General features: G+C 71.7%; 17 protein-coding genes. 14 read left to right on the plus strand and 3 right to left on the minus strand.

The genetic code is table 11. The annotated features are described in order from the left end of the window. The first annotated feature begins 12 nt into the window (after positions 1-12). From B1H55_RS02055 to B1H55_RS02075, 5 genes are all read left to right on the plus strand, one after another. Positions 13-2,118 (plus strand): serine/threonine protein phosphatase, encoded by a 2,106-nt coding sequence (locus B1H55_RS02055; RefSeq protein ID WP_080461544.1) that lies wholly within the window; start codon positions 13-15, stop codon positions 2,116-2,118. A gap of 97 nt (positions 2,119-2,215) precedes the next feature. Then, positions 2,216-2,926 (plus strand): vitamin K epoxide reductase family protein, encoded by a 711-nt coding sequence (locus B1H55_RS02060; RefSeq protein WP_077240010.1) that lies wholly within the window; start codon positions 2,216-2,218, stop codon positions 2,924-2,926. After that, entirely contained in the window at positions 2,923-3,705 is a 783-nt protein-coding gene (locus tag B1H55_RS02065) for a metal-dependent transcriptional regulator (protein ID WP_077240011.1), read from the plus strand. The genes B1H55_RS02060 and B1H55_RS02065 overlap by 4 nt, the downstream gene beginning before the upstream one ends. Before the next feature lie 123 nt (positions 3,706-3,828). Further along, positions 3,829-4,272, plus strand: coding sequence for an HIT family protein (locus tag B1H55_RS02070; RefSeq protein WP_073452106.1), 444 nt, complete (start codon positions 3,829-3,831; stop codon positions 4,270-4,272). 162 nt (positions 4,273-4,434) lie between these two features. After that, positions 4,435-7,416, plus strand: a complete 2,982-nt coding sequence (locus tag B1H55_RS02075) for a leucine--tRNA ligase (protein ID WP_073452104.1) — start codon at positions 4,435-4,437, stop codon at positions 7,414-7,416. Between the two features lie 288 nt (positions 7,417-7,704). Here the strand turns inward: B1H55_RS02075 and B1H55_RS02080 are convergent, their stop codons facing one another. After that, positions 7,705-9,678: a helicase HerA-like domain-containing protein gene (locus B1H55_RS02080; protein ID WP_077240012.1), complete on the minus strand. Its 1,974-nt coding sequence runs from the start codon at positions 9,676-9,678 to the stop codon at positions 7,705-7,707. 91 nt (positions 9,679-9,769) lie between these two features. On the opposite strand from B1H55_RS02080, the gene B1H55_RS02085 reads away from it, so the two are divergent. From B1H55_RS02085 to B1H55_RS02100, 4 genes are all read left to right on the plus strand, one after another. Continuing rightward, positions 9,770-10,684, plus strand: a complete 915-nt coding sequence (locus tag B1H55_RS02085) for a DegV family protein (RefSeq protein ID WP_077240013.1) — start codon at positions 9,770-9,772, stop codon at positions 10,682-10,684. Between the two features lie 119 nt (positions 10,685-10,803). Further along, the gene (locus B1H55_RS02090; RefSeq protein ID WP_077240173.1) at positions 10,804-11,553 is read left to right on the plus strand and encodes a ComEA family DNA-binding protein; all 750 of its coding nucleotides are present in this window, start codon (positions 10,804-10,806) and stop codon (positions 11,551-11,553) included. Next, complete coding sequence (locus B1H55_RS02095; protein ID WP_077240014.1) at positions 11,550-13,133, plus strand: ComEC/Rec2 family competence protein; 1,584 nt, start codon at positions 11,550-11,552, stop codon at positions 13,131-13,133. The genes B1H55_RS02090 and B1H55_RS02095 overlap by 4 nt, the downstream gene beginning before the upstream one ends. Positions 13,134-13,309: 176 nt before the next feature. After that, positions 13,310-14,695 (plus strand): replication-associated recombination protein A, encoded by a 1,386-nt coding sequence (locus tag B1H55_RS02100; protein WP_077240015.1) that lies wholly within the window; start codon positions 13,310-13,312, stop codon positions 14,693-14,695. Positions 14,696-14,731: 36 nt separating this feature from the next. On the opposite strand, the gene B1H55_RS02105 is transcribed toward B1H55_RS02100, so the two are convergent. Both B1H55_RS02105 and B1H55_RS02110 read right to left on the minus strand, forming a co-directional pair. Next, on the minus strand, positions 14,732-15,283 hold the full coding sequence (locus B1H55_RS02105; protein ID WP_077240016.1) for a zinc transporter: 552 nt from the start codon (positions 15,281-15,283) through the stop codon (positions 14,732-14,734). Positions 15,284-15,567: 284 nt separating this feature from the next. Beyond that, complete coding sequence (locus B1H55_RS02110) at positions 15,568-16,338, minus strand: DUF6318 family protein (RefSeq protein ID WP_143221353.1); 771 nt, start codon at positions 16,336-16,338, stop codon at positions 15,568-15,570. Between the two features lie 330 nt (positions 16,339-16,668). Here B1H55_RS02110 and B1H55_RS02115 point away from each other — a divergent pair, with 330 nt between their 5' ends. The 5 genes from B1H55_RS02115 to rpmI all read left to right on the plus strand — a co-directional run bounded on the left by B1H55_RS02115 (position 16,669) and on the right by rpmI (position 21,352). Next, positions 16,669-17,451, plus strand: coding sequence for an SseB family protein (locus B1H55_RS02115; protein WP_077240174.1), 783 nt, complete (start codon positions 16,669-16,671; stop codon positions 17,449-17,451). Positions 17,452-17,528: 77 nt separating this feature from the next. Beyond that, positions 17,529-18,272, plus strand: coding sequence for an ABC transporter ATP-binding protein (locus B1H55_RS02120; protein ID WP_073452092.1), 744 nt, complete (start codon positions 17,529-17,531; stop codon positions 18,270-18,272). Positions 18,273-18,277: 5 nt separating this feature from the next. Then, on the plus strand, positions 18,278-19,900 hold the full coding sequence (locus B1H55_RS02125; RefSeq protein ID WP_080461545.1) for a DUF6297 family protein: 1,623 nt from the start codon (positions 18,278-18,280) through the stop codon (positions 19,898-19,900). 313 nt (positions 19,901-20,213) lie between these two features. Further along, positions 20,214-21,068: a translation initiation factor IF-3 gene (infC, locus tag B1H55_RS02130; RefSeq protein ID WP_077240024.1), complete on the plus strand. Its 855-nt coding sequence runs from the start codon at positions 20,214-20,216 to the stop codon at positions 21,066-21,068. Between the two features lie 89 nt (positions 21,069-21,157). Beyond that, on the plus strand, positions 21,158-21,352 hold the full coding sequence (gene rpmI / locus B1H55_RS02135; RefSeq protein WP_073452087.1) for a 50S ribosomal protein L35: 195 nt from the start codon (positions 21,158-21,160) through the stop codon (positions 21,350-21,352). The last annotated feature ends 13 nt before the right edge of the window (positions 21,353-21,365 follow it).

Here is a 21,365-nt window from a genome sequence, read left to right on the forward strand (position 1 = left end):
GGGCGCGGGCCGATGAGACGCCGCGACGAGACCCCCCGTCCGGCCGGTGCCCCGGCGCCCCGCCCCGGCTCGCCGTTGGCCGCGCTGATCGGCGTGGCCAAGAGGATCGGGCAGGCCGTCTGGCGGGCCTGGTGCGCGCGCAGCGCCCGCTTCCGCCGCAGCGTGCGCGCACTGGGCCTCCTCCTCGTCTCCGGGAGCATCAGCCTCGGCCTCGGCGCCGCCACCGCGCAGGCAACCTCGCCCGTCGGCCCGCATGAGGCCCACTGGTCCACCAACCTCGACTCCGTCATCGTCCTCGACCTCGGCCCGCTCGGCAGCGCGTCCATGGACTCCCCGGCCCCGCCGCTGGGAGTGCGAGTCGTCCTGGGGGAGATCCCCTCCTCCATGGGCGTCGCCCCCGTGGACAGCATGAGCCTGGGCGAGTCCTTGACCCAGGACGCCAACGCCTACCTCACTCTCGCCTCCCGCCCCCAGCTGACCATCGACCGCGGGATCCACGCGCTCATCGACGACGCCCTGCGCAGGGCCGGACTCATCGAGTCCCTGTTCCTCACCGCCGTCGCCGCCGGCCGCCTGGGCGCCAAGGGGCGACTGCGGGCGCTCGTCGCCAAGGGGCTGAGCCGTCGCCCGGCGGCGGTCCTGGCCGGGGCGGGCGCCCTGGCCACGATGATCGTCATGCTCGCCCCCGTGCTGCGGCCCGCCACCGTGCCGGGCGAGACGATCCCCGCCCTGGAGGGCACTTCCTTCGCCCCGGCGAGGCTGTCCGGCCGCATCGCCGATATCGCCACCGCCTACGGGGGCACGGTCGCCGGCTACATCAGGGAGAACCAGGCCTTCTACTCCCGGGCCCAGGACAACCTCCGCGCCGCCTGGGAGGCCTCCCGGCGCGTGAGCGGGAGAATCGAGATCACCGCCTCCTCGGGGAGCTCCGATGAGGCCGCGATCCAGTCGGCGCTCTCCCAGTCCCAGGCCGCGGGTGAGGCCGCCGTCAAGAGCCCCGCCGCGACCGCGGGCCCGACACCCGGCACAGCGCCGCAGGCCACCGCCAGTCCGATCGACGGCGCCGCCCCCGGTCCTGCCGGAACCGCTGCGCCGCCGTGGGGCGGTCCCTCGGCCCCGCCCTCCGCCAGGGGCGTTCCCACCGCCCCCGCCACACCCGACCAGGCCCTGGCCGCCCAGGCCGACGAGGCGCCGGTGACCGCCGTCCTGTCCACGGACCTGCACTGCAACCTCGACGTCATCTCCTTCGCCGGGCTGCTGGACCAGTTGGCGCGCCCCGATGTCCACATGGACGACGGCGACCTCGCCATGACCGGTTCCAACCCCGAGCAGGTCTGCGTGGACGCCCTCAGCCAGGCGGTTCCCTCCGGCGTCGCGCGCGTGGCCACCATCGGCAACCACGACTCCGAGGCCACCGCCGAGCGCCTGCGGGGCCAGGGCTGGACCGTCACCGACGGCAAGCCGGTCAAGGCGGGCCCGCTGACGGTGCTCGGGGATGATGACGTCGAGCGCACCACCGCCGCGGGCACCACCAAGCGCGGGGGAGAGGACGCCTCCCAGCTCGGCCAGCGCCTGTCCGACCAGGCCTGCCAGGCCGCCGACGAGGGGAGCGCCGACGCCGTCGACGTCGTCCTCATCCACCGGCCCCAGGCCTTCGCGCCGCTCCAGGCCTCCGGCTGCGCCCCCCTGCTGCTGGCGGGCCACGTCCACGAGGAGAGGGGGATGACCTCCGTCGACGGCGAGAGGGGGAGGGTCAACGCCCTCACCTCCGGCGCGGGCAAGGGCGGCACGTCCATCGGCCCCGTCACCCAGGAGGCCTGGCTCCACGAGCTCGCCTTCACCTCCGACGGCTCGCTCATCGCCTGGAGGTCCATCGTCCTGCACCCCGACGCCTCCGTCACCGTCGGCGCCTGGCAGGGACCGCCCCGGCCCACCGGCGCCGGCACTGACGGCGCCGGTGAGGGAGTCGCAACGGCCGCGCCGACCGACTCGACGGCGACGCCCGTCCCCACCCCGGGGCCGAGCGCTGCTCCGACGGCGCCGTCGGGAACCGGGGCCGCCGAGCCCGATCCCCCCGACGAGGGCGAGGCGTGGGGCACGGCGAGGGCCGGGGGCTGAGGCGTTGCGCCGTCACGCGCATCCAGGGTGCACAATGAGCCGGTCGCCCCATCGGGCGCGGCCGGCCGACGACCGGGTCAACGAGAGGAACGCTGCAATGGCCCATGTGCCGACCCAGGCAGAGATCGACGCGATGAGCGAGGAGGAGCTGGAGGCCTACCTCGCCGGCGCCGAGGACGCCGACGCCCCCCTCCTCGAGGTCCAGGGCACCGGCGCCAGCGCCTCCTCCGGGGCCCCCCGCGAGTACGCCGTGCTCCTCATCATCGGCTCGATCATCGCGCTCGGCGCCTGCTGGGAGCTCACCACCGCCCACATCAAGCAGATCAAGGAGCCCCTCGCGGGCCTGTCCTGCGACATCAACCCCCTGGTCTCCTGCGGCGCCTCCCTGGACATCTGGCAGGGCAACCTGCTGGGCGTGCCCAACGCCCACATCGGGGCGATGGCCTTCTCCGCGCTCCTGACCCTGGGCGCGCTCCTCATGGGCGGGATGCGGCTGCCGCGCTGGGTGTGGCGGGGCATGGTGGCCGGCACCATCGGCGGGATCCTCTTCGTCGCATGGTTCCTGTTCGTCTCCGTCATCGACCTGGGCAAGCTCTGCCCCTTCTGCATGCTCATCTGGGCGGTCACCATCCCCATCGCCACCTCCACCTGGGCGTGGGCCGCAGCGGGCGGGCACCTGGGCGTGAGTCCCGCGACCGCCCGCCTCCTCGTGGCCCGGCGCTGGTGGGGTGCCGTGGCGCTGTATGCGCTCGTCGCCCTCACGGTCGCCGTCGGCCTGTGGTCCGAGTGGATGACGCTGCTGCGATGAGCGCCTCCGCCCGCCGGGACCGCGAGACGGCGCCCGCGCCCGTCGCCGACCCCACGGACTCGACCGTCGCCCAGGACTACCTCAAGGCCGTCTGGGCGGCCACGGAGTGGGGCGGCGCCGGCGCCTCCATCACGGGTCTCGCCCAGCGCATGGGGGTGGCGGCCTCCACTGCCTCGGAGAACGTCTCCCGTCTGGTCGACGCCGGCCTCCTGGAGCACGAGCCCTACCGCGCCGTCACGCTCAGCCCCGAGGGAACGCGCCGCGCCATGGGCATGGTGCGCCGCCACCGCCTCCTCGAGACCTACCTCGTGGAGGCTCTCGGCTTCGACTGGGACGAGGTTCATGAGGAGGCGGAGGTGCTCGAGCACGCCGTCTCCGAGCGCCTCCTGGACCGCATCGACGCCGCCCTGGGGCGCCCGGCCCGCGACCCCCACGGCGATCCGATCCCCACGGCCGGCGGTTCCATGGCGCTCCCGGCACTGCGCAGCCTCGACGCGCTGCGCGTGGGGGAGAGCGGCGTCGTCGCCCGCATTCAGGACGACCCCGCCACGCTCCAGGCGCTCGACCGCGCTGGGATCGGTCTGGACGCGCGGATCAGGGTGACCGGCAGGGGACGGGTCGACGGCGATTCGGGCCTTCGCCCCAGTCTCATCCGGCTCGTCAGCGCCACTGGGGCGGGTCGGGCGGACGCCCCCGAGGACGGGATCACCGGTGGCGCTCCGGAGCCGGGGGAGGCCATGATCCCCGCGGGCTTCCTGTGGGTCCTCGCCGAGGACTGACGGCGCGGCCGCCGATTGACCGCGACTCGGCCGCCGGGAGTCCGACGTCCTGCGGCCCGACGACCGTTGGACCTGAGCCCCGGCTCCGGGCGCGCGGCGCCATCGTCTGGAAGGATGGGGCGCATGAGCACCCTCTTCACCAAGATCATCAATGGCGAGATCCCCGGCTCCTTCGTGTGGGCCGATGAGCACTGCGCCGCCTTCGCCACGATCGAGCCCCACACCGACGGCCACGTCCTCGTCGTCCCCCGCGAGGAGATCGACTCCTACGTCGACGCCCCCGACGAGCTCGTCGCCCACCTGGCGGTGGTGGCCAGGAGGATAGGTGCCGCCCAGACCCGCGTCTTCGGGGCGGCGAGGGCCGGGGTCATGGTGGCCGGTTACGGCGTCGACCACCTCCACGTGCACGTCCTGCCCATCCGATCCGAGGAGGACCTGCAGTTCTCCTCCGCCCGCAAGGACGCCGCCCCCGAGGAGATCGAGGCCGCCATGGCGCGCCTGCGCTCCGGGCTGCGCGAGGACGGCTGGGGGGAGTTCGTCGTCACCAGCGCCCCCGGCACACGCTGAGGCGGGCCGCGCTCCCGGAGGCGACCGGCCGGGCCAGGGGCGCCCACTGCGCGGGCGCGGCGCGGGGAAGGCGCCGCCGAGGGCTAGGCTGTCCCCCAGCCACGCTCCCCGGGGGATGAAGCCCCTCAGGGCATGACGATCAGGGAAAGAGCACAGAGCACTATGACCCACAACCCCGCAGCCGCTCCGGAGCCCACCGACGCGCCCCCCTTCCGATACACGGCGGCGCTGGCGGGCAGCATCGAGACCTCCTGGCAGGACCGCTGGGAGGCCGAGGGCACCTTCTGGGCGGACAACCCCGTGGGCGATCTCGCGGGCCCGGGCGCCGAGCGCGAGAAGTTCTTCATGCTCGACATGTTCCCCTACCCCTCTGGCAAGGGTTTGCACGTGGGCCACCCCCTGGGCTACATCGCCACGGACGTCATCGCCCGCTTCACCCGCATGACCGGCAAGAACGTCCTGTACACGATGGGCTACGACGCCTTCGGCCTGCCCGCCGAGCAGTACGCCGTGGCCACCGGCCAGCACCCGCGCGTGTCCACCGAGGCCAATATCGCCAATATGCGCCGCCAGTTGCGCCGGCTCGGCCTGTCCCACGACTCGCGCCGCTCCATCCAGACCATCGACGTGGACTACGTGCGCTGGACCCAGTGGATCTTCCTTCAGATCTTCAACTCCTGGTTCGACCCCACTGCCCCTCGTCGCGACGGCCGGGGAACGGGCGCCGCCCGCCCCATCGCCGAGCTCGAGGCCAAGCTCGCCTCCGGGGAGGTCCCCACCCCGGACGGCCGCCCCTGGGCGCGGCTCGGCAAGGCGGAGCGCGCCGAGATCATCGACTCGCACCGCCTCGCCTACGTCTCCCACGCGCCGGTCAACTGGTGCCCGGGCCTGGGCACGGTGCTGGCCAACGAGGAGGTCACCTCCGAGGGCCGCTCCGAGCGCGGCAACTACCCCGTCTTCAAGCGCAACCTGCGCCAGTGGATGATGCGGATCACCGCCTACGGGGACCGCCTCGCCGAGGACCTGGACACCGTGGACTGGCCCGAGAAGGTCAAGCTCATGCAGCGCAACTGGATCGGGCGGTCCGAGGGCGCCGAGGTGACCTACGCGGTGCCCGATGCCGCGCTCGCGGGCGCCGGCCAGGACACGCTCACGGTCTACACCACGCGCCCGGACACGCTCTTCGGCGCGACCTTTATGGTGGTCGCCCCCGAGCACCCGATCCTGGGCGGCGTCCCTTCCGCCGCCTCGGCCCGCACGCAGGCGCAGATCGACGACGACGCCGCAGCGCTCACCCTTCCCTCGGCCTGGCCCGAGGGCACGAAGGAGGCCTGGACCGGTGGGCACGCCACCCCGGCCGAGGCCGTGTCCGCCTACCGCGCCTACGCCGCGGCCGCCACGGACGCCGAGCGCACCGACGAGGGGCGCGCCAAGACCGGTGTCTTCACGGGCCTGTTCGGCATCAACCCGGTGGATGGGCGCCGGGTGCCGGTCTTCGTCGCCGACTACGTCCTCATGGGCTACGGCACTGGCGCGATCATGGCGGTGCCCTCCGGCGACCAGCGCGACTGGGACTTCGCCCGCAAGTACGGGATCGACGTCGTCGCCACGATCCAGCCGCCCGAGGGCTTCAGCCTGGAGGAGGCCGCATGGACCGGCGACGGCCCGCTCATCAACTCCGCGAACGGCGAGATCGACCTCAACGGCATGGGCAAGGATGAGGCCAAGGCCGCGATGACCCAGTACCTGGAGGCCAAGGGCGTGGGCCGCGGCGCGGTCACCTACCGCCTGCGCGACTGGCTCTTCTCGCGCCAGCGCTACTGGGGCGAGCCCTTCCCGATCGTCTGGGACGAGGACGGCCTCGTCCACGCCGTCCCGGAGTCGATGCTGCCGATCGAGCTGCCGGAGGTCACCGACTATTCTCCGCGCTCCTTCGACCCCGACGATGCCGACTCCTCGCCTGAGGCGCCGCTGTCCAAGGCCACCGACTGGGTGGAGGTCGAGCTCGACCTGGGCGATGGGCCCAGGAAGTACTACCGCGAGACCAACACGATGCCGCAGTGGGCGGGCTCGTGCTGGTACGAGATGCGCTACGCGGACCCCACGAATGGGACGGCGCTCATCGACCCGGCCAACGAGGCGTACTGGATGGGTCCTCGGCCAGAGGGGGGCAACACCTCCGGTGGCACTGACCTGTACGTGGGCGGCGTGGAGCACGCCGTGCTGCACCTGCTGTACTCGCGGTTCTGGCACAAGGTGCTCTTCGACCTCGGCCACGTGTCCTCCTCGGAGCCCTACCACCGCCTGTTCAACCAGGGGTATGTGCAGGCCTACGCCTTCAAGGACGCCCGCGGTCAGTACGTGCCCGCCGAGGAGGTGGAGGAGAGCGTCGGCGCCGATGGGGAGCCGTCCTTCACGTGGCGCGGCGAGCCGGTGACCCGTGAGTACGGGAAGATGGGCAAGTCGCTGAAGAACATCGTCACCCCGGATGAGATGTACGACGCCTACGGGGCGGACACCTTCCGCGTCTACGAGATGTCCATGGGGCCGCTGGATGTGGACCGCCCGTGGGAGACCCGGGCCGTGGTGGGCGCGCAGCGCTTCCTGCAGCGGCTGTGGCGCAATGTGGTCGACGAGTCGACGGGTGAGGTGACGGTGGTCGATGAGGCCGCCGACGATGCCACGCGCCGGCTCATCGCCCGCACGATCGTGGGGGTGCGCGAGGACTACGAGGGGATGCGCCTGAATACGGCGATCGCCAAGCTCATCGTGCTCAACAACCATCTGACGGCGGTGGGCGCGGTGCCGCGCGAGGCCGCGGAGGCCCTGGTGCTCATGGTCTCCCCGGTGGCCCCGCATATCGCGGAGGAGCTGTGGAGCAGACTCGGGCACGAGGCCTCGCTGGCCCGCGAGCCCTTCCCGGTGGTGGCGGATGAGTCGCTGCTGGCGGCGGAGAAGGTGACCTGCGTGGTGCAGGTCAAGGGGAAGGTCCGCGACCGCCTGGAGGTGGATCCCGGGATCGATGCCGCCGAGCTGGAGCGCCTGGCACTGGCGGCGCCCGGCGTGGTGCGCACTCTGGATGGCCGGGGCGTGCGCAAGGTGATCGTCAAGGCCCCGGGGCTCGTGAGCATCGTGCCGGAGTGAGCGGAGCCGTGTCGCGGCGCGCCGCGCGGGTGGGGGAGTAGTACCCCGGCTCGCGCGGCGCGCTCGTGCCTGGGCGGCCTGGTCCGGATGTTCCTCAAAGCGATGCGAGCGGCGGCGAACTGGCGCGCGCTGGGATGCGCTCAGTTCACCGCCGCTCGCACCACTTGTGAGGGCAGTATGCCGTATGCCCCGCTTGCCGTCCCTTCTTACCGTGCGAGAAGGGGCCGGGGGCGGGAGGCCGTCGTCGTACCGCCCTCGGGAAAGCCACGGTGACGGCGGCTTTCGGTCTCAGCGCCTCCGCAGGACGTTGCCGAGGACGGAGCGCACGATCTGGCGGCCGACGGAGCCGATCGTCTTCTCGATCTCCCGGTGGCGGCGCTCAGCGGCCCGCTCCGCGGCCAGGCGCTGGCGCTCGGCCTCCTTCTCCGCCTGCCGCTGCAACTTCTCCAGCTCCTTGGCCTGGCGCTCAGCCTCCTTCTGCGCGGCCTTCTGAGCCGCTGCCTCCGCGCGCTCCGCCGCCTTCGCGGCAGCGGCCTCGGCCTTCGCCCGCTCCTTCTCTTCAGCAGCGGCGGCCTTCTCGGCAGCCACGCGCGCCTCCTCAGCCGCAACCGCGGCGGCCGCTTCCTCGGACTCAGCAGCGATCCGCTTCTCTAACAACTCATAGGCCGACTCGTTGTCCACCACGGTGCTGTACTTGCCGGCCAGCGGCGAGCCGGAGAGCAGCGACTGCACCGTCGACTCCTGCCCGGCGCCCATCACCGAGGCCGGGGCGTCCACCACCACGGCCGTCACCGGGGCCGGGCGACCCTTCTCATCGAGCACCGACACCACCGCCTGGCCCGTCCCCAACGAGGTGAGCACCTTGGCCAGGTCCAGCGGCGAGGTCGGGAAGGTCGAGACCGCCTTCTTCAAGTTCGCGGCGTCGTCGGGAGTATGCGCGCGCAAAGCGTGCTGCACCCGCGATCCCAGCTGAGCCAGCACCTCATTGGGCACATCCGTGGGCGACTGGGTGATGAACACGATGCCTACGCCCTTGGAGCGGATGAGCCGGACCGTGCGAGTGACGGCCTCCATGAACGCCTTCGTCGCATCCGCGAACAGCAGGTGCGCCTCGTCGAAGAAGAACACCATCTTCGGCTTGTCCAAGTCCCCGACCTCCGGTAGCACCTCGAACAACTCGCCCAGCAGCCACATGAGGAACGTGGAGAACAGCGTGCCCTGGGACTGGATGTCCTCCAGCTCCAAGGAGGAGACAATGCCGCGGCCATCGGAGGACACTCGCATGAGGTCCTGCACGGTCAGGCCCGGCTCGCCGAAGAACGCGTCCCCGCCACTGGCCTCCAGGGCCGCCAACTCCCGCAGGATGACCCCCGCCGTCGCCTCCGAGACGCCACCGATGGTCTTGAGCTCGGCCTTGCCCGCGTCGGTGTTCACCAGGTAGTTGATGACCGCCCTCAGGTCCTTCAGGTCCAGCAGCGCCATCCCCTGCGAATCGGCCCAGTGAAAGACGAGCTGCAGGGCGGAGGTCTGCGTCTCGTTGAGGCGCAGGACGCGCGCCAGCAGCACCGGGCCGAACTCCGTGATCGTCGTGCGGATCGGGGTGCCCTTGCCCTGGCCCCCCAGGCTGAACAACTCCATCGGGAACGACGCCGGCTTCCAGTCCTGACCCGTCGACGCCGTGCGCGACTCCAGCTTCGGGCTCGTGGCCCCCGGCTCGGCCATGCCCGTGAGATCGCCCTTGATGTCGGAGAGGAACACGGGCACCCCCGCCGAGCTCAGCCCCTCGGCCAGCAGTTGCAGGGTGCGGGTCTTGCCCGTGCCCGTGGCGCCGGCCACCAGCGCGTGGCGGTTGAGCAGCGCCATGGGAATGCCCACGCGCACACCCTTGACAGGGGCCGGGTCGCCTGATGGCGGGGCCGTCTCCAGGTAGGTGCCCACGGGGAGCATGTGCCCGTCGAAGGCGTAGCCGTCGCGCACCTGAGCCGCGTAGCCCTCCGGCTCGGTCGGCGACGGCGCTGCGGGAGCCTCGGCCGGGGCATCGGAGACGGCCTGCTCAGCGGCCGAATCGGGCTCAGCGGGCTTGTCCTCCGTCTTCTCCTCGGTGCGATCAGCCGGTGCGTCCTCGGACGCCTCCTGAACGGCACCGCTGGCCATGGCGGCCTCGAGGGCGGCCTGGGCGGCAGCGGCCTTCGCGGCGGCGGCCTCGGCGGCGGCCTGCGCGGCCTCGGCCTTGAGACGAGCAATGTCAGGCGTGTCAGTCATGGCGCCATGGTAGAGGGGAGAGCCCGGAAAACGCTGGCGCATACGGCTCTGAGTCTCTGACGGCGCGGCCGGGCACGGCTATCGTCGGAGCATGAGCCTCGCCGTTGTCACGGACTCCTCATCCTGCCTGCCGACCGATCTCGCGCGCGCCTGCGGCATCGGCGTCGTCCCCCTGCACGCCACCACGGGGGACGGGAACCGGCCTGGTAGCACATCCCGACCAAGTCTCGACGAGCTCGCCCACGCCTACGCCCACGCCGCGGAAGGCGCAGACGAGGTCCTCGCCCTCCACCTGACAGCCTCCCTGTCCGGCACTGTCGACGCCGCCACGCGCGCAGCCGACTCCATCAATCAGGCCCTCGGCCGACGGGTCGTCACCGTGCTCGACTCCGGCACCACCGGCGGCGCGCTCGGGCAGGCCGCCATCGCCGCCAGTGGTGCCGCCACCGCGGACGACGGCGTCGAGCGCGCCCGCGACCTCGTCTCCCGCAGCACCGTCCTCCTCCTCGTGGACGACCTCGCCCACCTGCGCCACGGCGGGCGCCTCGACCGCCGCACCGCCCTGCTCGGCGGAGCCCTCGGCGTGCGCCCCATCCTGCGCGTCACCGCCGACGGGATCCGCCCCGTCGAAGCCGTGCGCGGTGCCAAACGGGCGCGCGCCCGACTGGCCGAACTCGCCGCCGGCCTCGCCTCCCAGAGCGCCGGTGCCATCGGCCGGACCAGCCTCATCATCCACGCCGACGACGGCCCGGCGGGTCGTGCCCTGATCGACGGCATCGCCGCGGGCGCCCCCGGGGAGGAGCCCAATGGGCCCACTGGAGCGGACACCGCCGCGCCCGAGGCTGAGCGCCAGGCGACGCCACGGGTCGGTGGATGGACCGAGGAACCGGCGCGTTGCTGGCCCTTCGACCCGGCCCTCGCGGTGCACGTCGGCCCCGGGGCGCTCGGCTGCGTCATCATCTCGCCCGGCGGCCGGGGAACCACAGGCCCCGCCCTGCGTACCTGAGATCGCCCTCTTCACAGGCGCCCTGCGAGACAACTCCCGCGCTCCTTAACCTTGGAGACATGAGCGGCAGGCGCATCGCAGGCGGGCGGGCCCCGCGCAAACGACCCCTCGAGGACTACGTGCGCATCGCCTGCACCGCCGACCCCCAGGATCCGCCCATCAGACCCCGACGGGCCGCCATCACGCCGCGCGCCGCCATCGCCGGAGGCATTCTCATCATCGCCCTCGCCCTCCTCCTCGCCATCCGCTCCGTCCTCGTCTCCGCCGATACGACCTCGCGCGCCCCCGCACTCACGGCGGGCACGACCGGCAGCCCGGGCGCCGCCGGCGCGGCGAGCCCCACGAACACCCCTTCCGACCCGGCGACCACTGGGGAAGGTACCGCCGGGCCGGTGGGCAGCGGTGCGGCGGGTAGCGCCGTCGTCCACGTCACCGGCGCGGTGACCGCTCCCGGCGTCGTCACACTCCCGGCAGACGCACGCGTCACCGACGCCCTCAACGCCGCTGGCGGGGCCGCCCCTGACGCCGATGTGGAGCAGCTCAACCTCGCGCGCGTCGTCGTCGATGGCGAGCAGATCCGAGTACCTCGTCAGGGTGAGACGCTGCCACCCGCCGCGCCCGGAGCCACCGGGACATCCGCCGCCGGGGCGGGCGCGGGCCGAGACAGCGGTGGTAGCGGGCAGATCAACATCAACACCGCCGACGCCGCGGTGCTCGAGGCCCTCCCCGGTGTCGGTCCGGCCCTGGCCAAGCGGATCGTCGACTACCGCGCCGAGCACGGCCCCTTCGCCACCGTCGACGCCCTCACCGATGTCCCCGGCATCGGCCAGGCCAAGCTCGAGGCACTCCGAGGAGCGGCCACCGTATGAGCACCCATCCGGCTGCTGAGCCCGCGGTCCCCGTCCTCGACCTTCGTCTTCTCACGCCCGCCCTGGCGGCTTGGACCTGCGCGTGGGGCGCCACCGGCCTGACCGGCGCTCGCGCTTGGCAGGCTTCCGCCATCGGGAGCGTCGTCGCCCTCGCGCTTGCGGCAGCGCTCATCGGGCCGGTCGGCCATTACCGTCCGCCACGGCACCGCCACGACCCGCGCCCCGGCAACGCGGGCACTGCCTCCGCGGGCCCTGTCGCCGCCGGAGTGTTCCTGACCTGCCTGACGGTGACGGCCGTGCTCGGCGTTTCCTCAGCGGGCCAATGGGTCCGCGCCCGGGACCCGACAACGCTCGCCGTCGAATCCGGGCGCGTCGTCACCATCGAGGGGACCATCAGCGAGCGGCCGCGCGCCACCGCGTCACCGCGCGCCACGACCATCCTGACCGCCCTGGACGAGGTGCGCATCGACGGAGAGCCCTCGCGCCTGGGCATCCGGGTCCTCGGCGGCGCCCCCTGGCTGGAACAGCCCCTGGGCTCGCGCGTCACCGCGCGAGGCCGGCTCGGGGCCCCGGGGGCGGGTGCCTCCGAGGGGGCAATCCTCGGGCGGGGGAGCGAGCCCAAGAGGATCGGTGACCCCAGTGGGACCCTGGGCGCCGTCGGCGAGCTGAGAGATGGCCTGTCACGGGCGACCGGTCGGGCCGGGGGCAGGGCCCCCGTGCGTTGGATCGGGGGAGAGGACGCCGGTGCCCTGGCGCTCGTGCCCGGGCTGGCCCTTGGCGACGACCATGCCCTGCCCGGCGACCTGCGAGAGGATATGCGGACCGTCTCGATGACCCATCTGACAGCGGTCTCCGGGCAGCATGTCGTCATCGTGCTCGGACTCGTGCTCACCGGCCTGGGCGTCCTGCCCAGGCGCTGGCGGGCACTCGCGGGAGGGATCGTCCTCGTCGGCCTCGTCCTTCTCATGCGGCCCAGCGGCTCCGTCCTGCGCGCGGCCACCATGGGGGCTGTGCTGCTCGTGGGCGTGGCCGCGGGGCGGCGATCGGCGTCCATACCCGCCCTGTGCGGGGGCATGATTGTGCTGCTGCTCGTCGACCCGTGGCAGTCGCGCGACTACGGCTTCGCCCTGTCCGTGGCGGCCACCGGCGGGATCCTGCTCGGGGCGGGGCCGATCATGGCCGCCCTGTCCCGCCACCTGCCCCGTTGGGCGGCGGCGCTCATCGCGGTGCCGGTGGCCGCCCAGCTCGCCTGCGCCCCGCTGCTCATCCTCCTCCAGCCGCGGGTGGGGCTGTGGGCGGTGCCCGCGAATATGATGGCGGCCCCGCCGGTGCCCCTGGCGACGGTGGCGGGGCTGCTTGCCGCCCTCGCGGCGCCGGTGTGGGGATCCGCCGCTGATTGGCTCGCGCTGCCCGCGCTCGGCTCCTGCGCCTGGCTCGCCGGTGTGGCGCGGTTCTTCGCCGCGCTCCCCGGCGCGACGATCCCCTGGCCTGGCGGTGTCGGTGGGGCCCTCCTCCTCGCCATGGCCGAGGCGCTTCCCCTCGTCCTTATCCGCCGTCATCGTCATCCCCGTCCCCTATGAGCGTATGAGCGAGACCGGTCGATATGGGCGCCGAGACCGGTCGAAAACGACGTCGAGACCGGTCGAAAACGCTACCGAGACCGGTTCTGACCAGTGAATGAGGTGCCGGCCCACCCACGCTATTCGGTACGGCAGGCGCGCCGAAGGCGTCGGAGTCCGGTCGTAGTCTGTGCCTCATGACGCCCTCCGACGAGCCCTCTCTCTTCGACGCCGCTGCCGAGGCGGGCGGCCCCGCCGTCAATGACCTCACGCGTCCCCTCGCGGACAGACTGCGCCCGCAGGCGCTGAATGACGTCGTCGGCCAGGACCATGTGCTGGGAGCCGATGCCCCGCTTGGGCGGATGGTCGAGCAGGGGCGGCTCTCCTCGATCATCCTGTGGGGACCACCGGGCTGCGGGAAGACGACGATCGCACGGCTCCTGGCCGCGAGCACCGGGCTCGTCTTCGAGCAGGTCTCCGCCACGTTCTCCGGGGTGGCGGACCTGCGGAGGGTTTTCAGTGCCGCCTCGAAGCGCCGTCAGATCGGCCAGGGAACACTGCTCTTCGTCGATGAGATCCACCGCTTCAACCGGGCCCAGCAGGACTCCTTCCTGCCCTACGTCGAGGACGGTACGGTCGTGCTCGTAGGAGCGACCACCGAGAATCCGAGTTTCGAGCTCAACGGGGCGCTGCTCTCACGCTGCCAGGTCCTGGTCCTCTCCCGGCTGTCCGAGGAAGCTCTCAACGAGCTCCTCGTGCGTGTCGAGCGGCTGGTCGGCCGCGAGCTCCCGTTGACAGGCCCTGCTCGCTCCGCGCTTATCGCCATGGCCGACGGCGACGGCCGATACCTGCTGGGCATGGTCGAGCAGGTCCTCGCGGCGGTGAGAGGAACCGGCGACGGCGGCTCTGGAGGACTGCTTGACGCGCAGGACCTGGCCGATATCGTCGCCTCACGGGCTCCTCTTTACGACAAGACCTCCGAGGAGCACTACAACCTCATTTCCGCGCTGCATAAGTCGATGCGCGGTAGTGATCCGGACGCCGCTCTCTACTGGGTGAGCCGCATGCTGCTCGGCGGGGAGGATCCGCTGTTCATCGCCCGGCGGCTCGTCCGCTTCGCCAGTGAGGACGTGGGGATGGCGGACCCGGGTGCCTTGCAGATGGCTCTCGCCACCTGGGACACCTATGAGCGGCTCGGCTCTCCCGAGGGGGAGCTCGCGATAGCGCAAGCGGTGGTGTACTTGGCGACGGCTCCGAAATCCATCAGCGTATACCGAGGATTCAACAGAGCCTGGAAGCAGGCGAAGCGCACAGGCTCCCTCATGCCGCCGGCTCATATTCTCAACGCGCCAACCCGTCTCATGAAGGAATTGGGTTACGGAGAGGGGTACCAGTACGATCCGGATACTCCCGACGGGTTCTCTGGCGCGGATTATTTTCCCGATGGATATCCTGATCCGAAGGATCGTGAGACATTCTACGAGCCCACCGATCGTGGTTATGAGAAGCGCATCCGCGAGCGACTCGCGTATTGGGGTGATCTTCGCTCCAATAAGCGTGGGGGTGGTGGTGTGCCCTCGTGATCTAGATCGCTCTCGTCGAGGCCGGTTGGTGGTGGGTTAGTGGTTGTGGTGTTCTTGGGCGTCGTCGGTGAGGTAGGGGATGAGGCGTTGGATGGTTAGGGGTGGGGCGGTTTGGGTGGTGGTGATGTAGCCGGTGACGGGCCGCCATTCGGTGGCGTCGGTGGGGCGGAAGCGGGCGGTCCAGGTGGTGGTCAGGGTGATGGTGACCTCGGTGGTGGTGGTGTATTGGTGGGTGATGGTGTGGTTGGGGTAGGGGTGTCCGGGGTCGGTGGTGGTTGTGGTGGTTCCGTCTCCCCAGTTCCAGGTGTAGGTGGTGGGGGTGGCCTCGACGTCGATGCTGGTGCCTCCGACGGTGGTGGTCAGGGCCTGGGTGGCGGGGTTGGTGTGGGCGATCAGGGGCATGTGGAGCAGGATGGTGGTCCCGGGTGGTTGGAGGGTGATGCCTGAGCCGTTGATGATGAGGGTGGCTATGTCGTGGGAGGTGAGGGTGATGGGTGCGGGGGCCGGGGCGGCGGCGGGGGCTGTGGGGCTGTCGTCGTTCAGCTGGGCGCAGTGACCCGTTTTGCTGACATCGCTGATCTCCTCCACCCAGCACGTCCAGCGTCCTCCGCCTGGGCTGCCTTGAGGCGATGCCGCTGCTACTGCGACAGCGTTGGATGAACCTTCTGGCGCGTTTGCCGAGGCTCCTGAAGGTGGGCCCGCCTGGACCGGGACCTCCTCGACTGTCACCGCATCGAGGTCAACCGTTCGATCCGAAGCCCTGCCGACAATCTCCCGTTCTGAACTGGCGTCGTCTAACGCTGCCGCCGAAGCGTTTGCCGAGCAAATCGAAAGAGTGCCGCAAACAAGTAGCGCGACAATAGGAGATTGTCTCATTTTTCAACCGCCACGCCTCGAATGTGCCAACTGCCGTCGTAGTACCGTGCGGCTATTACAATATTAATGTTCTCCTCGCTGTTATCAATAACCTCGCCTTTACTGTCGATCGATGTTGATGCCGATGCGATCATAGTCCCTTCGATTCTTGAGTACTGCTTGCCTTCGCCTGGAGGCGCGTAACTGATGTTCGTGAGGCTGATTTCCCAGGGGTTGGCCCAGCCTCCGTCTTGGTGGAGTTTGGTGGCGTCGTCGATGGTGGATTGGCAGAAGACGCAGCCCTCCTCGCTCATGGCGGCCAGGTCGGTGGTGTCTCCGGTGATGAAGGCGTAGCGGTAGAGCTGGAGGAAGTAGGCGGCGGCGTTGACGGCGCCTTCCTCGGTGTTCTGACTGGCCGCTTCGGGCTTAGCGGGCTTGGGCTCGGCCAGGGCGGTGGCTCTTTGGGCGGCCAGCTCTGGGCTGAGCGCCGCCGGCGCGCTGGCGGTGGGCGTTCCAGTGGTGCTGGCGGGGGCGGTGGCCATGAACTGGGTGGGCAGTGTCCCGCTGGCCTCGGATGGGGGTGTCTCCTTGGCGCAGGCGGTCAGGAGTGTCGGGCTCAGGGCGCAGCAGGCCGCCAGCACAAGGGCGACCGGGTGCGCCCAGCGGCCACCCAGCGCCACGATGCCCTGCCGCCATCGGCCGGGTGGCCGAGCGTCAGCGCGGTGGTGCTGTTGCGGCGCGGTGGTGCCGAGGCAGTGGGACGGGGCGCGGGGTGGCGTGGGAGCCATGGGATCTGGGGCCTTCCAAGAAAGAGGGGGGCGGATGGGCGGACACGGACCAGGGGGACAACAGCTCGAGGCCCCAGGTCGGCCCCAGACGACGGCGGCATCGCCGTCGAACCCCAACCCTAGAACCAACCTTCCCCCAGCACCAGACCCCACCACCAATCTGTGGACAAACCAGCCAACACAACCCCCACCAACCCCACCCCGTGAACAAGGAACCGGTCTCGACCACCACTTCAACCGGTCTCGATGACGTTTTCGACCGGTCTCGCGATTAGGATCGGGGCGTGAAGGATCTGAATAGCGCGAAAGGATGTGGAAGGGATGGTCGACATGAATGCTGAGGGCCCTGTTCCGGTCGATCCGCAACTCGCATCGGCGCTCGCCGCGCGCGCAAAGATGGAGCGGCTGCTCGCCTCACCCACGCCCTTCGCGGATGATGACGGCTCGCCGATCCCCGAGGTCACCGCCGCCATTGAGGCCACCGATCTGCCGCGACACGAGTACATGCGCGGCATCGTCGCCGCCCTGACCGCCACGCGCGTCATCGTGCCCGTCGCCGCGCACTCGCTCGCCGGTCCCGCCGCGGCGGAGTCCCGCGCCCACGCCGTCCACACCAACGATGCCAGCCGCGATGCCGCCACCCTCGCCGTCGACCTGCCCGACGGCCACATCGCCCTGCCGGTCTTCACCTCGGCCTCCGCCATGAGCGCCTGGCGCGACGATGTGCGCCCCGTACCCGTCGACCCTCATCGTGCCGCCGCCGTCGCCTACGATCACACCGACCAGCTCTGGGTCCTCGACCCCGGGACTCTCGATCTGCGCCTGCCCCGGCCCGCCGTCGTCGCGCTGGCCGGGGGAGAGGAGTGGATCCCCTCCTGGGCCTCCGACGCCATCCAGGCCGAGGTCCGCGCCCAGCTGGAGACCGTCGACGGCGTCACCGGCGTCGCATTCGCGCCCGGCGAGACCTCCGAACTGCGGGTCTTCGTCCGCGTTGACGCCGGCCGGGGCATGCCCGCCGTCGCCGCCGCGCTCGACGGCTGTCAGCGCATCATGGTCAATCCCGCCTGGGGCGAGCTCATCGACACCATCGAGCTCTGCCCCATCCCCGCCTGACGGCCCATCGGCGGCCCCTCGCCCGTCTCATCCTCTGGGACGAGGCGTGCTCGATCTCCGCTTGTTAAGAAAACGGCATGATCCCGTTCATCGCGAGGCCGCGCGCGTCTGCCCGGGCGCCGCGGCACGACGGCCCCGAGCCCCTCATCCGGGCTCGCGGCCTCACCGTCGGCTACGGCGAGCGCCCCGTGTGCGCCCCCGCGACCTTCGACCTCGCCCCCGGTGAGGTCCTCGCACTCGTCGGCGTCAACGGCGCCGGCAAATCGACCCTGGCGCGCACCTGCTGCGGCCTCTTGCGCCCCCTGGACGGCGAGATCGAGGTCATGGGGCGGCGCCCGGACCCGCGTCGAGCCTCCTTCCGCGCGGCCGTGGCCAGAGACCTGGGCGAGGAGTCGTTCTTCCCGACGCTCAGCGCGGCCGAGCACCTCCATCTCGTCTGCTACGGGCACGGCGTCGCGGACCCGGGCGCCGTGGTCGAGGCGCTCATCGAGGAGCTCGAACTCGATGATGTCGCCGACTCCCTCCCCGACGAGCTCTCCAGCGGGCAGCGCCGCCGCCTCGCGCTCGCCGCCGTTCTCGCCCGTCCCCGCTCCCTGCTCATCCTCGACGAGCCCGAGCAGCGACTCGATCACGTTACCCGCCTCCGGCTGGCGGACCGGCTCATCGAGGAGCGCGAGGCCGGTGGGGCGGTCCTCCTCGTGTCCCACGACGCCGGGCTCGTGCGGGCCTGCGCCACCGCGGTCCTGATGGTCGGCCGTCGGACCCGACTCGCCGCCGGCGTTGAGGAGGGCGTGGAGGCGATCATCGAGGGCGTCCTATGAGGCGGATGCGCGCCCCCGTCGAGGGCGGGCTCGACGACGTCTCCTCCCTCGGCCTCGATGACCCCGCTCTCCTCCCCGATGGCGCCGCCCTGCGCCGCTGGGTGCGGCGCCACACGCTGAGTCGGGGGATCTGGGCGTTGATCGGCGACATCTACTCCGCTCTCCTGGGCGCGGCGGTCCTCGGCGCGCTCGTCGTGCCCCGCGTGGTCGGTGTCGTGCCCCTGGCCTCCGGTGATGCTGCCCGCGGCGGGCTGGGCGCGCTGTCCTCCCTCCGGCCCGGCTGGCTCGTCATCGCCTCCGTGCTGCTGGGGCTCAGCCTCATCGTCGGCCCCCTGCACCGCCTCGGGCCCCTATTCCTGCGTCCCTTCGAGGCCGCCTGGATGCTCCCACTGCCGGGATCCCGCGCGGGGCTGCTCAACCCCATCGCCCGCACGGAGATCGTCATCGCTGCACTGGTCGGCGCGCTCGTCGGCGCGCTCCTGTCGGTTCTCATCAGCGCCGACGCCGCCCTGCTCGGGGGCGCCGCCCTGCTCGGCTCGGGCGCGGGCGCGGCCCTCATCGCCGGGCTCATTCATCTCCAGATCACCGGGCGGCATCCCGGAGGTCCTCGCTTCGGCCTCCTGGCGGGCGCGGGCCTGGCCGTCCTCGCCTCCGTCCTCGCGCCACCACTGCCCCGGACGGCGTCGGCCGGCGCGTCAGTGCTCCTGGGCTCCGTGTGCTGGGTCGCCGTCCTCGCGTCCTGGAGGCGCCTGGGCCGGGCGATGCCACTGCTCGATGACGCACGCATCCTCGACGCCGTGGCCCGTTCCCTGGGCGCGCACGTCTCCCTGCTGTCCCTGGACACGCGCTCCCTGGGCAGGGTTCTCGCCGCTCCGCCGCGCCGGCCCTCCCGACGCTCGTCCATGCCTATGGCCCGCCTGGGGGCACGACTTCCGCGGTGGGCGCGCGCGGTCATCGCCATCGCCCAGGGCGACGCCCTGCTCGCGCGCCGCGAGCCCCACCGCCCGATCCAGATGCTCGTCGGCCTGCTCATCGCCCTCGTGCCCCAGCTCGTCCCCGGCGTCGGGCGGATCCCCTGCGCCATCGCCTACGTCCTCGGCGGCTGGGTCACCACCCTCGCCGTGGCCGAGCCCGCCCGTCGTGCCTGGTTCGACCCCGGGCTCGACGCCTCCTGGCCGGTTCGCCCCGGAGTCGTCCGCCTGGGCCACCTGGCCGTTCCCGCTGCGGGGATGATGCTGTGGACCACTGCCGCCACCGCGCCCCTGTGGGGCCGCATGACCGGGACGATCAGGCGAGTCCTCCCGGGCGGTGCCGTCGTGGAGGCGGCGGGGTCCATGGGCGGGGCCGTGGGACTCGTGCTCCTGGCCGGGATCTCCTGGGCGGGGGCGGCGCTGCGGTCCGGCTACCGCCGGACCCCCGATTTCTCCGCCGGCCTCGTCGCCTCGCCCATGGGGTCGCTGCCGCCGGGCGCGGTCGAGATGCTCGTCTCCGGCCCCGACGCCGCGCTCGTCGGCTGCCTGCCGATGCTCCTGGTCATCGCCGGGGCGCCCGCCGTCCCCATCGTCCTGGCACTGCAGGCCCTCGTAACCGCCTTCGTGGTGGCCTGGGGCATGAGCGTGGAGGAATAGCCCGCGTGAGCAGGACCACGTGGATCTCCCGGTATCGCGCCGCTCCCGGCCTGGGATGGCCGCGTGTGCTCTGGTACCCTCAGTGGTTGACCGGCCGGGGTCCATCCCCGGCGCGCAAGCGGAGCAATCCCACCTGGGTCCTGTCAAGGGGCCGGGTTCGTGCTGGGGGCATGCCCCCGGTGCTGACGCGTGTCCGCGCGTCGGCATGCTTGTACGAGCATATGAGGCCTCCGCTGGCGATGCGCAGCGGGGGCCTTTCCCGTTGCCACGGAATCCGAACAAGGAGTGAGGAATAGCCATCAGCGAGCCCCGTATCAACGAACGGATCCGCGTCCCCGAGGTGCGCTTGGTCGGCCCCAGTGGCGAGCAGGTCGGCGTCGTCCGCGTGGAGGACGCCCTTCGACTGGCCGAGGAGGCCGGTCTCGACCTCGTCGAGGTCGCCCCTGATGCGCGCCCCCCGGTGTGCAAGCTCATGGACTACGGCAAGTTCAAGTACGAGTCGGCCATGAAGGCGCGCGACGCCCGGCGCAACCAGGCGAACACGCAGCTCAAGGAGATCCAGTTCCGGCCCAAGATCGACGAGCACGACTACGCCACCAAGATGGGGCACGTGCGCCGATTCCTCGAGGGCGGGGACAAGGTCAAGTGCATCGTCCGCTTCCGCGGCCGTGAGCAGTCCCGTCCCGAACTCGGTGTGCGCCTGCTGGCGAAGGTCGCCGAGGAGGTCGGCGAGCTCGCCACCATCGAATCCCATCCGCGCCAGGATGGCCGCCAGATGGTCATGGTGCTGGCCCCCACCCGCAAGAAGGCGGAGGTCAAGTCCGACCAGCGGCGCCGTCGTGAGGAGGCTCGCGCCTCCCGCCGCGCCGAGAAGCACGCCGCCAAGGCCGCCCAGACGGCGGCTCAGGCGGCCTCCGCCGCCCAGGCGGTCGAGGCTCCGGCCGTGCCGCCCGCCCCCAAGGCCCCTCCTGCCGCGCCGCCGGTCGCAGCCAATCCCTCCGCGGCCGGGCCCGCCGCCACGTCGGCCGAGCCGGGGACCACCCCCAAGCCGGCCGCTGCCGCTAAGCCGGCCGCTCCTGCCAAGCCGGCCGTCCCGGCGAAGCCCAAGGCGCCTGCCAAGCCCAAGGCCGCCAAGCCCAAGGCCCCGGCGAAGCCCACCGAGGCCTGAGGCCTCACCCGACCCACCCCCTGGCGATGGCCAGCGGGGTCCGCAGCCCGGGACCACCCGGTCACCGAGCCGACAAGAGGAAACCGACAATGCCGAAGAACAAGACGCACTCCGGTGCCAAGAAGCGCTTCCGGGTCACCGGCAGCGGCAAGCTCATGCGCGAGCAGGCCAATAAGCGACACCTGCTCGAGGTCAAGTCCTCGCGCCGCAAGCGCAAGCTGTCCACGGACCAGCCGGTCGCCCCCGCCGACCTTCGCCAGGTCAAGAAGCTGCTCGGTCGCTGACCGGCCCAACGTC

The sequence above is a fragment of the Actinomyces denticolens genome (assembly GCF_002072185.1).
In the GTDB taxonomy this organism is placed as follows: Bacteria; Actinomycetota; Actinomycetes; order Actinomycetales; family Actinomycetaceae; genus Actinomyces; species Actinomyces denticolens.